This is a genomic window from Isosphaeraceae bacterium EP7, assembly GCA_038400315.1.
In the GTDB taxonomy this organism is placed as follows: Bacteria; Planctomycetota; Planctomycetia; order Isosphaerales; family Isosphaeraceae; genus EP7.
In genome coordinates, this window is the sequence record CP151667.1 from 3,711,424 (window position 1) to 3,724,135 (window position 12,712).

9 protein-coding genes and 1 pseudogene are annotated in these 12,712 nt (G+C 67.8%); 1 reads left to right on the forward strand and 9 read right to left on the reverse strand.

The features are described 5' to 3' along the window. Positions 1–225 precede the first annotated feature (225 nt). The 7 genes and pseudogenes from EP7_RS14375 to EP7_RS14405 form a co-directional block, all read right to left on the reverse strand. Positions 226–582: a protein-disulfide reductase DsbD domain-containing protein gene (locus EP7_RS14375; protein WP_463528423.1), complete on the reverse strand. Its 357-nt coding sequence runs from the start codon at positions 580–582 to the stop codon at positions 226–228. After that, a complete protein-coding gene (locus tag EP7_RS14380; protein WP_463521824.1) occupies positions 579–1,406 on the reverse strand; it encodes a transposase in 828 nt (275 codons plus the stop codon). The genes EP7_RS14375 and EP7_RS14380 overlap by 4 nt, the downstream gene beginning before the upstream one ends. Before the next feature lie 380 nt (positions 1,407–1,786). Next, positions 1,787–4,111, reverse strand: a complete 2,325-nt coding sequence (locus EP7_RS14385) for a DUF4082 domain-containing protein (protein ID WP_463521826.1) — start codon at positions 4,109–4,111, stop codon at positions 1,787–1,789. 215 nt (positions 4,112–4,326) lie between these two features. Continuing rightward, positions 4,327–4,470 (reverse strand): annotated as a pseudogene (locus tag EP7_RS14390) (integrase core domain-containing protein); the annotation flags it as partial. Positions 4,471–4,694: 224 nt separating this feature from the next. Continuing rightward, entirely contained in the window at positions 4,695–5,117 is a 423-nt protein-coding gene (locus tag EP7_RS14395) for a helix-turn-helix domain-containing protein (RefSeq protein ID WP_463521828.1), read from the reverse strand. 56 nt (positions 5,118–5,173) lie between these two features. Further along, the gene (locus EP7_RS14400; protein ID WP_463521830.1) at positions 5,174–5,497 is read right to left on the reverse strand and encodes a type II toxin-antitoxin system HigB family toxin; all 324 of its coding nucleotides are present in this window, start codon (positions 5,495–5,497) and stop codon (positions 5,174–5,176) included. A gap of 199 nt (positions 5,498–5,696) precedes the next feature. Then, positions 5,697–8,285: a DUF255 domain-containing protein gene (locus EP7_RS14405; RefSeq protein ID WP_463521832.1), complete on the reverse strand. Its 2,589-nt coding sequence runs from the start codon at positions 8,283–8,285 to the stop codon at positions 5,697–5,699. 230 nt (positions 8,286–8,515) lie between these two features. On the opposite strand from EP7_RS14405, the gene EP7_RS14410 reads away from it, so the two are divergent. Further along, the gene (locus EP7_RS14410) at positions 8,516–9,586 is read left to right on the forward strand and encodes an extracellular solute-binding protein (RefSeq protein ID WP_463521834.1); all 1,071 of its coding nucleotides are present in this window, start codon (positions 8,516–8,518) and stop codon (positions 9,584–9,586) included. Between the two features lie 25 nt (positions 9,587–9,611). Here the strand turns inward: EP7_RS14410 and EP7_RS14415 are convergent, their stop codons facing one another. Together EP7_RS14415 and miaA are read right to left on the reverse strand one after the other, a co-directional pair. Next, positions 9,612–11,501, reverse strand: a complete 1,890-nt coding sequence (locus EP7_RS14415) for a COG1361 family protein (protein ID WP_463521835.1) — start codon at positions 11,499–11,501, stop codon at positions 9,612–9,614. Between the two features lie 97 nt (positions 11,502–11,598). Continuing rightward, positions 11,599–12,558 carry a tRNA (adenosine(37)-N6)-dimethylallyltransferase MiaA gene (gene miaA, locus EP7_RS14420; RefSeq protein ID WP_463521837.1) on the reverse strand — a complete coding sequence of 320 codons (960 nt, stop codon included), beginning with the start codon at positions 12,556–12,558 and terminating at the stop codon, positions 11,599–11,601. Positions 12,559–12,712 lie beyond the last annotated feature (154 nt).

The window sequence follows — 12,712 nt, forward strand, 5'->3', positions numbered from 1 at the left end:
GAGATTAAACGTGCGTTGATGAGCCTTGCGTAAAATAATTTGGTAGACCATCGGGATGACAGTTATGGTCGGTCCGATGTTCATTGTATCCAAGCCTTCTTCAAGAGTAGCACCAAGTACGTAGGCAAAAATCTCTGTGTTTGACCTGCCCTCTCCGCAGTTACCACTCGCCATGATCGTGCCGCGATCTTTCGGGGCACGTTGGTGGCGACGCTCTAGGGTGGCTCAGTCGGCCTTGATGCGGACGTTGACGGGGAGGTCGAGGGTGGCGGGGGCGAGGCAGGCTCGGTCGTTGCAGGGCTGGTAGGCGAGCTTGAGGTGAATGGTGCGGTCGCCGGCGGGGGTCTCGGGGGGGAGGGTCAGGGTGGCGGTGAGGGTGACCTGGTCCTCGTAGACCTCGACAGGGGGCTGGCCGAGGGGGGTGGACTTGAGGCGCTGGCCGGTGGGGTAGGCGACGTTAGTGAGGGTGGCGGTCTCGCAGGCGGCCAGGGTGAGGGTGGTGGGTCGGGCGGTGTCGGCGGTGGCGGGGTTGGCGTAGGTGTGCCAGCCGGGCTTGTGGGTCAGGGTGACGGTGACGGTCAGGGGGGCGCCGGGGGCAGGCTGTCGGACTCAGTCCGCCAGCGCAGGCCACCGTCATCGCGGTCGAACTGCTGGATCCAGATCCGCCGCAGGGCCTCCAGGGCGGGGAGATCCCGCAGCGATCCAGGCACGGACGGACCGGCGGCGGCCTCCAGCAACGCGAGGCCGTCCTCGCCGACTTGCGTGGCCAGCTCGCGGCGTCCCTCCTGTGAGGCCGGGTCGCGCACAGCGTAGGCACGCCGGCCGTACAGATCGGGCCACCCGGGGCGTGCCCGGGAGGCGAGCCATGCGGGGGCCGCCACCGCGACGCGGTCCAAGGCGTGGCGGACCGCCTCGACGACGCATTCCAGCCTGTTCGACGCATCCACGCGGGCCAGGACGTGAGTCGAGTCAGTGCGCTGCCGGCCGCGCACCTTGATCCAGCCTCGCTCGCGACAGCGAGCCAGGAGCGCGCCGAGGAGCCGTAGCTCGGCCGACCCGGCAAGTAGGCGGGCGCGGGACTCGCAGAGGACGGAGGCGTCGAACCCGGGGTCGTCGAGCGCCAGGCCGAGGGCGTACTTCCAGTCGATCCGTTCGCGGACGCCCTCGGCGGTGCGGCCGTCGGAGAGCCCCTCGGCGAACTGGAAGACCGTTACCAGGGCCAGTCGCCAGGGGACCTCGGCCGGCCGCCCCTTCCTCGGGTACAGCGAGGCGAAGTCGTCGTCGGTGAAGACCGTGCCCAGCTCGTCGCGGAGCGAGAGGTAAGGATTGCCGCCGGGGAAGGCGGCCCTGGCCACGCGGGAGGTCTCGGCGGGCACGGGCTCGATCGGCTGGGGGTGCATCGACATGGGCGACCTCCGTCCGAGAGGAAATCATCTCGGACGGAGCGTAAACGGCCCACATCACTCGTTCCAGAATTCGCCAGCAGGATCTTTTAAAGGGGGCAGGTCACCGTTGACGCCGGAATACCTCCGGTCTCAGGATTGCGTCCTGATCGCGACGGACCACTCAGCCTACGACTGGCCCTGGATCGTCGAGCAATCGCCGTTGGTCATCGACACCCGCAATGCGACCCGGAAGGTGGAGGCTCAGCGCGAGCGGATCGTCCCGGCCTGGCCAGCCCGGAGACGCCGCGGATCATCGATCACTTCGAATTCGAAAGTGAGCGTCCCGCCGCAACCGGTCTAATCCGGTAGCGGCGGGACCCCATTTTGCCGCTCGAAGACGTTTAGTTCGGACGGTTCTTGCGGCGGCCGCCCTTGAGGGTTGGGACCGTCGGGATCTCCTGGCCCGGGAAGACCTGATCAACGCCCGCCGAGCTCGGATTGACGGTGCTGGTCGGGGCCTGGGGCGGAGCCTTGATCGACTTGGTCGAGGTCGTCTTTGCCCCGGAAACCAGCGGTACAACCGGGGCGGTGACCGACCCAAGGGTGGACGGCGTGGTGGGGTTGAAGACGACGTCTACCCAGTAGTTGGTCGCCTTCCAGGTCTCGGTGGGGAAGCCTCCCTCTGAACCATACCGGAAGACACTCCCGTTGGCCGGCACTGACAGTGGTCCGCTGGTATAGGCCGAGGCGAAGTAGTTCGCGTCCGACGCGTAGCTACCTTGCGGAGCCAGGTACGACGCCACGTAAATCGTGTTCGGTTGAATCGTCACCGGCGAGGCGAAGGTCACTTGCTGCCAACCCGAGGCCGTCTCGGACGTGAACGTGGCCGAGGCCAGAAGCTGGCCGCTGCCGCTCCAGAGGTGGCCAACGTGGGTTCCCGTGTTGGTGCCGGCCTTGTAGAAGCGGATTCCGGTGATCGTCCCGGCCATGTTGGAGCTGAACTTCACCCCCAGCTCAACCGCGTTGGCTTCGGGGAACGACGCCGTAACCGGCTTGGACGAGCTGCTCCAAAGCGTGGACGACGTCGACGTTGACGGAGGGGTGGCGTCCGTGCCGGTGGTGAAGGACCGGGTGGTCGTGCCGACCATCAGATTGCCGGTAACGTCCTTGACTCCACTGACGCTGGCGGTGTAAGTCGTCGAGGCCTTCAAAGCCGCCGATGGCTTGAGTGTGGCCGTGTTGGTATTCGTCGCGTAGGTCACGGTGGACGGGATCACGCTGCCGGCGGCGTCCTTGAGCACGAACTTGATCGTGCCCGACTGAATCGCTTCGCTGAAGAGCGCCGTGACGCTGGCCGTCGTCGCCACGCCGGTGGCATCGGCCGCCGGGGTGAACGAGTTGACCTCAGGGGCCACCTTGTCGCCGACCGGAGCCGGCAGATTCATGCTGCCGGCCTGGAACTCATATGCACCAATATCGACACCATTGCCTCTTGGCCTGGGCTTCTTTTCCAGATCGGTCGAGCGAGCGTTCTGAGAGGTCCCGGTATCGATCAGGGTGCTTGTCGATGGGAGGTGGAAGTTCAACCCGGACGCGCTGACGAAGGATTTGGTCAGGTCGAGCAGGAACGAGTGAGTATCGAAGCCGTACTTGCTCTGCCACTGGCTCAGCGTGAGTGACGAACTGCCCTCGTCGGCCGAGAACCTCGGAGCGACGGCGTTGTAATCCATCTTCATTCCAGCCAGACTGGCCGCCGAGGCGATCAGAGTCCCGTCGGTCCCGTTGGTTCTGGCCGAATACAGCACATTGTTGATGATCGTGTTGCCCGTGCTGGCATCGGCTAGCCGAAGCGCCGACTGACCATCGGCTGCCACCATGATTGTGTTGTTGGCGATCAGATTGTTCGTCGAGCCCTGCGAGCTCTGGAGCTGGGCGACGGTGAGCCCCTTGGCGTGGGCGTTGGCGATGATGTTATTGCGAATGACCGAATTCTGGACGCCGCCGAGGTTGATTGCCGAGCCCGCACCATACTTCGCCAGCGATCCGCCCATACCGACGTTGGTGATGATGTTGTTCTCGACCAGGGCTCCCGGAATCAGTCCGTCGCCTCCCTGGCTGACGTCGCCGTTAAGCAGCAAGCCGTTGCCCAGGACATTGGTCACCTTATTGCCGCGGACGGTCGGCCGGACCGCGCTATTGGCCACGTAGATCCCGGTGTCATAGCCCCCGGAAACCGTGTTGTTCTGGACCAGTAGGTCGGTGGTGAAACTGGTCATCATGCCGCACTGATCGATCTGCCGGAGCTGGATCGTGTTGTTGCTGAAATTAACACCGATTCCTCCGCCAGCGGCCCGGAGCGCGGTCCTCCAGTTGGACTGGCTGGCATCGGGGATGATGGTGAACCCGCTGATGGTGACGTAATTGCAGTTTTCCAGGTCGATCGCGTCGGGTGTCTTGCCATTGCGGACGTTGATGAGCGTGCCCCGGCTGGCCTGAAACGTGATCGGAGCCTTCGCGGTCCCACCCTGGGGAGAATTCCAGCCCATGATGAAACCGGCGTAGGTGCCCGCCCGAACCGAGATCACGTCACCGGGCTTGGCAAGGTCGGAAGCGTGCTGAAGTGTCTTCCAGGGGGCCTTGGCCGTGCCGGCAGCCGAGTCGTTGCCCGTTGGGGAGACGATGTAGATGCTCAGAGCCAATCGTGCCTCAAGCAGCTCGATTTGCAACCGAGACCTGGATCGCGAGGGACGGCTTCCATCGGAAAATAAGTTTCGTCCTCGAGATGTGAGCCTAGATAGAATTTTCATCAGTCGGGACTCTCTTGGTAAAAAGTGGCCTGCCCCCGCCGTTGCTACCAGTTGCTATGTTAGTGGCCCGGTCGCTGCGCTTGACCCCATCTCGAGTCCACTCACAACGAGAGTTTCGCTGGGATTTTCGGCCTCTATCCCCTGACCTTGGATGCGGCGAACTCCCCGGGGGTCAGGTAGCCCAGGGCGCTGTGCGGGTGGTCTTTGTTGTAGCCGGCCCGCCACGCCTCGATCTTCGCCCGGGCGTCGTCCAGGCACAAGAACCAGTTCGGGTTGACCCGCCCCGGAAAGTTGGACCAGCTTTTGGGGGGCAGGCCATTGGCGTAGGTGTGCCAGCCGGCCTTGTGGGTCAGGGTGACGGTGACGGTCAGGGGGGGCGCCGGGGGCGAGCTCAGTGGGGGTGGGTGTGGAATTGATTGCCCGCTGGATCCGGCGAGGCTGGGGCGGGAGGTTTTCCAGGGCGGAGTGAAAGGCGTCGGCCATAGCGGATTGGCGACGCGATTCAGAAGAACGCGGCCGGGTCCACCGCGAAGTAAGAGCCCATCGCCGCGGCGACCTTGCGGCTGACCTTACGCCGCCCCGCCAGGATGTCGCTGATCGACGACTGGCTGACCCCCGTCGCCTTCGCGACGTCCGACTGGCTGACCTGGCGGGACTCCAGGAGCGACCGCAGCCGCCGGGCCGGGTCAGTGGCCGGCTCGGGGAAAATGGCCGACTCATGATGCTCAATGATCGCGGCGAGGGCGTCGCGGTACATGAGCTCGCCGGGCCGAGGGTCCGGGGTCAGGGCGACCATCGTCATGACCTCGACGGCCCTGGCGTGGTCCGCGTCGGTGCGGATCGCCCGGAGGGGATAGCGGGTCACCAGGGCGATGTAGTCGGCGTCCGGGGCGTCGGTCGAGGCGAGCGTCGCGGTCCTGGCCATGAGAGTCTCCAGGCCGGCCGGGGCCGGCGGTCGGTGGTGGGACGGGGCGGGAGGCCTCATCCCTTCCACTTGCCCTTGTCGTACTCGCGGTGGGTTCCCACGAAGAGCATGAAGATCATCCGGGCCTCGAAGTCGATCCGGGTGGCGATGCGGAATTTGTTGCCCCCGACGTTGAAAACGACCAGTCCGCCAACCCAGCTCGCGTCGGCATAGGTCGCCTTGACGTCTGCGAAACTGCCCCACTGGGCGTCGCGGGCATTCAAGTACCAGTCGTCGAAGGCGGACTCGGCCGAGGGGTCGGACACCGTCGCCACGAACTCCCGGATCATCCTCCGGCTGATGATGTGGAACCGGGGTGGCTTCGGCCTCGGCTCGGCCATCCGGTCCTCTCCCTCGCTTCGCCATTGCGGGCTCGATGAAGGCTAGTCTATCTGTTTTTGTGAACTAGTGCGCCGTGAAAGTCCACAAAAACAGGATCTCGGTTGTTTTCGGCTGACCTGCCCCGCCGCTGATCATGCCAATCGCGAGGTTCGTGCCCCGATTTTCCGGGGCACGTTGATGGTTTCGCTCCGGAATAGCTCAGTTGGCCTTGATGCGGACGTTGACGGGGAGGTCGAGGGTGGCGGGGGCGAGGCAGGCCCGGTCGTTGCAGGGCTGGTAGGCGAGCTTGAGGTGAATGGTGCGGTCGCCGGCGGGGGTCTCGGGGGGGAGGGTCAGGGTGGCGGTGAGGGTGACCTGGTCCTCGTAGACCTCGACAGGGGGCTGGCCGAGGGGGGTGGACTTGAGGCGTTGGCCGGTGGGGTAGGTGACGTCGGTGAGGGTGGCGGTCTCGCCTGGGGCCAGGGTGAGGGTGGTGGGTCGGGCGGTGTCGGTGGTGGAGGGGTTGGCGTAGGTGTGCCAGCCTGGTTTGTGGGTCAGGGTGACGGTGACGGTCAGGGAGGCGCCGGGGGCGATCTCGGCGGGGGTGGCGGTGGCGGTGGCCTGGACGACGGATTGGGCGGGCTTGATGGGGGTCGCTGCGGCGGCGGTGTCGGTGGCGGGGCGGGCGTCGAGGTAGGCGTCCATTCCGGCGAGCATCCAGGGGGCGCCGGTGGGGTTGCGGGTGAGGATGGCTCCGAAGGCGGTGAGGGCCTTGTCGGCCTGGTCGAGATAGCTGGATTCGTGGGTGGCGGCGGCCAGGTTCACGAGGGCGTGGATGGCGACGCTGTTGCCGCTGGGGAGGGCGTTGTCGAAGGGGTCTTTGGTGCGGGTGAGCAGGCTTTCGTGGGTGTCGGCGGTGAAGAAGTAGCCGCCGTCCTTGGGGTCGGAGAACTCGGCGATCATGCGGTCGGTCAGGTCGCGGGCCTGGGCCAGGCGCTTGGGGTCGTCGGTGGAGGCGTGGAGCTTCAGCAGGGCGTGGGCGAGGAAGGCGTAGTCTTCCAGATAGGCGGCGAGCTTGGCCTGGCCGCCGCGAGAGGTGCGCAGGAGCTTGCCTTCGGGGGTCCGCATCTTGGTGAGGAGGAAGTCGGCAGCCCGCTCGGCGGCGAGTCGGTACGACGGGTCGCCGGTCAGGCGGTGGGCGTCGGCGTAGGCGGAAATCATCAGGGCGTTCCAGGAGGTCAGCACCTTGTCGTCGAGGGGCGGGGCCTTGCGCCTGTCTCGGGCGGCGAGGAGTTTGGAACGCAGCGGGGCGAGGCGGGCTTCGAGGGCTTCGGGGGTCAGCGAGAGCTTGGCGGCGAGCTTGGCTCGCGAGGCGGGCTCGCGGAGGACGTAGCGGTTGCCCTCGAAGTTGGATTTGCCGTCGAGGCCGTAGGCCAGGGCGAAGAGGTCGGAATCGGCGGGGTTGGCCAGCAGGGCGTCGACCTCGGCGCGGGTCCAGACGTAATAAGACCCCTCTTCGCCGTCGGTCTCGGCGTCGAGGGACGAATAGAAGGCCCCTTCGGGCGAGGTGAGCGAACGGGCGACGAAGGCGAAGATGGAGCGGGCCTCGGCCTGCCAGCGGGGGTCGGGGTCGACCTCGGAGGTGGCCAGGAGCGCCGAGGCGATCAGGGCGTTGTCGTAGAGCATCTTCTCGAAGTGGGGGACCGACCAGTCTCGGACGGTGCTGTAGCGGTGGTAGCCGCCCGCGAGGTGGTCGCGGATGCCGCCGCGGGCCATCTGGTCGAGGGTGGTCTGCACCATCGGCAGCGGGGCGTTGGGCTCAGGCTTCGGCCTGGCGAGCTTGCCGTCGGGGCCGACGGGGAGGCCTTTGGGGGCGGTCCGGCGGTGCTGGTCGACGAGGTAGAGGAGGTTCGTGGGCTCGGGGAACTTGGGGCGGCGGGGGGCGTTGGGCGCGTAGTTGAAGCCGCCGAAGTCGGGGTCGAAGGTCTCGGCCAGGGAGGGAACGCCGGAGGCGGCGAGGGCCCGGGTGGGGGCGACCCGGCGGCCGGCGTCGGCGGCGAGCGCCTTGCGGACGGCCTGGGTGAGCCCTTCGGCGGCGGCGTCGACCTGCTTGCGGTCGTCGCGGAAGGCCTCGCGCATGCCGTTGACGACCTGGGTGAACGAGGGCTGGCCGTTGGCTGGCTTGGGGGGGAAGTAGGTGCCGCCGAAGAAGGGGAGGCCGTTGGGGGTGAGGAAGACGGAGAGCGGCCAGCCGCCGCCGCCGTCGCTGAGAATCTGCACGGCGCTCATGTAGATCTGGTCGACGTCGGGGCGTTCCTCGCGATCGACCTTGATGCAGACGAAGTGTTCGTTGAGGAGCTTGGCGACGGCGGGGTCGGTGAAGCTCTCGCGTTCCATGACGTGGCACCAGTAGCAGGCGCTGTAGCCGATGGAGAGGAAGATGGGCTTGCCCTGTGCCTTGGCCTTGGCGAGCGCCTCGGGCCCCCAGGGGTGCCAGTCGACGGGGTTGTGGGCGTGCAGAAGTAGATAGGGGCTGGTCTCGCCGGCCAGGTGATTGGCCGGGTGCTTTTTGGCGTCGGGCTTGTCGTCGGCGCGGGCGATGGCGGGCAGGAGGAGTGCCAGGAGCAGGGCGAGGCCCATGCGCGTGGCTCCGGGGCCGGTCCCCGTTTTCCCGCTCCACCCAAGCGGGAGCCGCCCTGAAGCCTGGGCGAGGTTTCCTTGGCTGATGCTTCGCCGGGGCGTGCCAGCCGGGGTGAGCAGGTCCGGGGCATCGGGCTTGGGGTTCTGGTCGGCGGGGTGGGCTGGCATGGCGGGCTCCTGGCGGCGGGGCCGACTCGTCGAGGAGAGTCAGGGGCGGGTCGGGCCCTGATTGTAGGGGATGCGGCGGCCGGGGGCCAATCCGGTGGGCCTGCCCTGGAGCCGATGGAGTTAGTTCTTGGCCGGGCGATGCCCGGGATGCGATGCTGTGGCGGCCCGGTCGCCGGGTGCACTGGGCCGGCCGCGGGCAATTCTTGCCGACTTACGAGGGGGGTGGTCGTATGGGTAAGGATGCTCGAATCTGGGCCTTCGGGCTTCTGGGGCTGGGAATGGCCTGGGCGGGGGCCGGCTGCGACGGGCTCTCGGGGGAGGACCCCGCGAAGCAATCGGTGGGGCAGGATCGGTCGACGGTGGTGGTCTACTCGGCGCTCGACGAGGAGTTCTCCAGGCCGATCCTGGAGGCGTACGGCAAGGCGGCCAGGGTGAAGGTCGAGGTCAAATATGACGTGGAGAGCACCAAGACGGTGGGCCTGACCAACCTGCTGATCGCCGAGGCGGGTCGGCCCAGGTGCGACCTGTTCTGGAACAATGAGATCCTCAACACGATCAGGTTGCGGCAGAAGGGGCTGCTCCAGGAGTTCAGGCCGCCCAATGCCGACGCCTATCCGATCAATGTCCGCGACGAGAACGGGACGTGGTACGGGTTCGCCGCGCGGGCGCGGATCCTCCTGATCGACACGCGGCAGATCGGCGACGCCGACCGTCCGAGGGGGATCATGGACCTGAATGACCCTCGCTGGAAGGGGAAGGTGGGGTTGGCCAAGCCGCTGTTCGGCACCACGGCCACGCATGCGGCCTGCCTGTTCAACGTCCTGGGCGAGGAGAAGGCGAAGGCGTTCTTCAAGGGTCTGAAGGAGAACGAGGCGCGGGTATTCTCGGGCAACAAGCAGGTGGCGAAGGCGGTGGCCTCGGGGGAGATCGCCATCGGCCTGACCGACACCGACGACGCCATGATCGAGCTGGAGCAGGGGGGGGCGGTGGCGATCGTCTACCCCGACCTGGGCCGAGACCAGATCGGGACGCTGTTCATCCCCAACACGCTCTGCGTTCCAAAGGGGGCGACGCACTCGGAGGCGGCCACCGAGCTGGCGAATCACCTGCTGAGCGCCACCGTGGAGGAGGCCCTGGCCGCAGGCCCGAGCGCCCAGATTCCGCTGGGTCGGACGGCGACGGATCGGGCCCGGATCGAGTCGCCGGAGACGGTCAAGGCGATGAAGGTCGACTTCGAGGCCGCGGCCAGTCAGTGGGACAAGGCGGCGGCGTTCCTCGCGGAGGAGTTCGGCGGCCCCTGAGGCCTGGGCCGTGCGTGCGCGGCCTTTACTTGCGGTTGTTGGCCGGCGCGGCGCCGACGGCGGGGGCCGGCTCGGCGGCGGGGCCGGTGCCTCCGGAGGCGTCGTTGGCCATGACGCGGGTGTAGGCGTTGTGCTCGATCTCGGCGCCGTCGAGATCCCTGTGGGTGATCTGGACGCGGCAGACGGCCTGGCCGGGCTTCACCGCCTTGACCTCGATGACCAGGATCTTGCCGGTGCCCGAGGCCGACGACGGGAGGTCATTGATGAGCGGGAACTTGACCAGGGTCTGGTCGCCGTCGGCCGGGGCATTCTGAGCCGGCTCGTCGGTGCCCGAGACGGTGGCGCTCTCGACCTTGAGGTTGCCGGAGACGATGGCGTTGACCCGGACCTCGGTGGCGTCCTTCGAGCCGTGGTTGTTCATCTCGATGACGAAGAGGGTGGTCTCGCCGACGTCGAGGACCTTGTGCTTGCCGGCGACCTTGAAGTCGACATCGGCGATGCCGGTGACGTCGGTGGTGCAGAGGTTGCTGACCCGGGCCAGTCCCTGCGCCAGGGCCTCGGCGGCGAAGCTGTAGGCGCCCACGCCGCCGAGCTTGACCTGGTAGGTGAAGGTGCGGCTGGCGTTGGGCTCCAGGAGGTCGACGGCCCAGGTGATCCGGCGGTTGGCCTTGTCGTACTTGCCTCCGTCGCTGGGCTGCGAGGCGAGCAGGGTTCCCGGGGGGATGGCGACCCAGGCCTGGGTGGCCCTGGCCTCGGCGGTCCCGCTGTTCTGAAGGGTGATGGTGTAGTTGCCCAGGGTGTCGGTGGGCCGCTTCTGGGGCCCGACGATCTTGAGCTCGAGCTTGGGGGCGACGACGTTGACGGTGCGCTGGACGTTGCTGTTGTCGGCATTGGAGACGACGTCGGGGCTGGTGGCGCTGACGATGCAGGCCTGCTCGCCGCCGAGCGTGGTGTCGACGGAGAACTCATCCAGCGAGACGGTGCCGTTGGGCTCGATCCGTGTGATGGTCTGGTGGAAGTCGCGGCCGAGGGTGGTGTGATTCAGGCCTTGCCCGAGCTTGACGGTGACCACGATGTTGGTGGCCGGGCCGGTGCCGGGGTTGGAGACGTTGATCTTGAACCGGGCCGGTTTCCCCTTGAGCACCCTGGCGGTCAGGGCCTGGGGCTCGACCTTGAGCAGGGGCTCCTGGATCTGGGTGCGCGACTTGCCGCCGGTCTTCATGGAGACGGTGGCGGAGTGCTCGAAGGAGGCGACCTTGATGGCCTTGACCTTCACGTCGATGGTCCGCTCGCCGCCGGCGGGCAGGGTGCCCAGGCTCCAGGCCAGGGTCGGTGCGGGGCTGGCCGGCGGGGGGGTGCTCTCGAGGAACTCGAGCGCCTCGGGGAAGGTATCCCGGACGACGACGTCGAAGGCGTCGGTGGTGCCCGAGTTCTTCACGACGATCTGGAGCGTCGACGGCTTGTTGAGGTTCATCACCTTGGGGGCGCGAACATCGACGGTGACCGAGACGGCCTGGGGGCCGACGGAGAGCTTGTCGCCCGGCAGGATGTAGCTCTCGCCGATCCCGCCGGCTGGGGCGCCCGCGGCCGGTGCTGCGGCCGGTGCCGGGGGGGCCTGAGCGGGGACCGTCTGGGTGTCGAGCTTGTCCGCCTCGGCACCGGCCCCCGCGGGTGGGCTCTGGGGCCGCGCGGGGGTGTTGAACTCGTCGGCGGCCGGCGTGGTGGGGGCCGGCAAGTCGGCGGGCTCGCCCTGGGGCAGCTCGATCGGGGGAGCGCCGGCCGGTGGGGCGGGCTGAGGCTGGGGCTGTAGCTCGAACTGGGGCTCGGGCTTCTGGGACGCGGGAGCAGCCAGGGGGGTGGCGGCGAGCGTGGCCAGGGCCACCAGCCAGGAGGCGGCGATGAGTCGTCGGCCCATGGGGGCGGCCCTTTCCCTCGGGTGCGGCCCCACGCTTCCATGCGTCGGGCATCTCGATAACCGGCTGAAATATCCGAATCGGCCGGATTGGGGAAGGTCAATCCGGGGGACGTCGGGCGTCGACCTCGGCGGCGATGGACCGGGCGAGGGCCTCGGGCGTCTCGTCGCCGACGGGTCGGAACCGGACCTCGGAGAGCCCCCGGAACCAGGTCTCCTGGCGCTTGGCGAACTGGCGGGTGCGGGCCTGCGTGCGGAAGACCGCCTCGGCCAGAGTGCAACGACCGGCGAGCAATTCGATGACCTCGCGGTAGCCGACCCCCTGGGAGGGCACGAGCCCGAGCGGCCTGGTGGCGTCGAGCAGGCCGCGGACCTCCTCGACAAGCCCGGCCTCGAACATCGACAGGACCCTGGCGTCGATCCGCGCATGCATCTGCGGCCGAGGCCGCCAGAGCGCGATCGCGTTCACCCAGGGGGGCGCGGGCTTGTCGTGCTCGGCGTGGTGGCTGCCCAGCGTCCGGCCGGTGAGGGCCAGCACCTCGAGGGCCCGGATCACGCGGCGGCGGTCGCCGATGGGTAGCCGGCCCGCGGTCTCGGGGTCGACGGCGGCGAGCCTGGCGTGCAGGTGGGCATTGCCCCGCTCGTCGGCCTCGGCCTCCATCGCCCCTCGGATCGCCTCGTCTGCCCCCGGCCCTTCGAACAGGCCACGAAGCAGGGTCTTGAGATAGAGCGGGGTGCCGCCGACGAAGAGCGTACGCCTGCCTCGGCCCTCGATGGCGGAGGCGGCCCGCGCGGCCATCTCGCGGTAGCCGGCGACGCTGGTCGAGTCCCAGGGGTCGAGGACGTCGATGAGGTGGTGGGGGATCTCGGCCCGCTCGGCCGCGGTCGGCTTGGCGGTGCCGATGTCCATGCCCCGATAGAGCGTCATCGAGTCGAGCGCAACGATCTCGGCGTCCAGCAGGCGGGCCAGGGCGAGCGCCACGTCGGTCTTGCCCGAGGCGGTGGCCCCGGTGAGGAAGACCGACCTGTGGAACAAGGCTGCGGTTTCGTGCGATTCCATGGGGGCATCTGTCATTCAGGGCGACGTGGCCTGTTCGGTTTCCGTTGGAAGATTGAGGCGGGCGACCTGGTCAGATCAAGCGGGAATGGCGCAGCAATTGCGATCTGGGCAACCCTATTGAAACGGATGAGGGTCGGGGCCGGATGACGCCCTC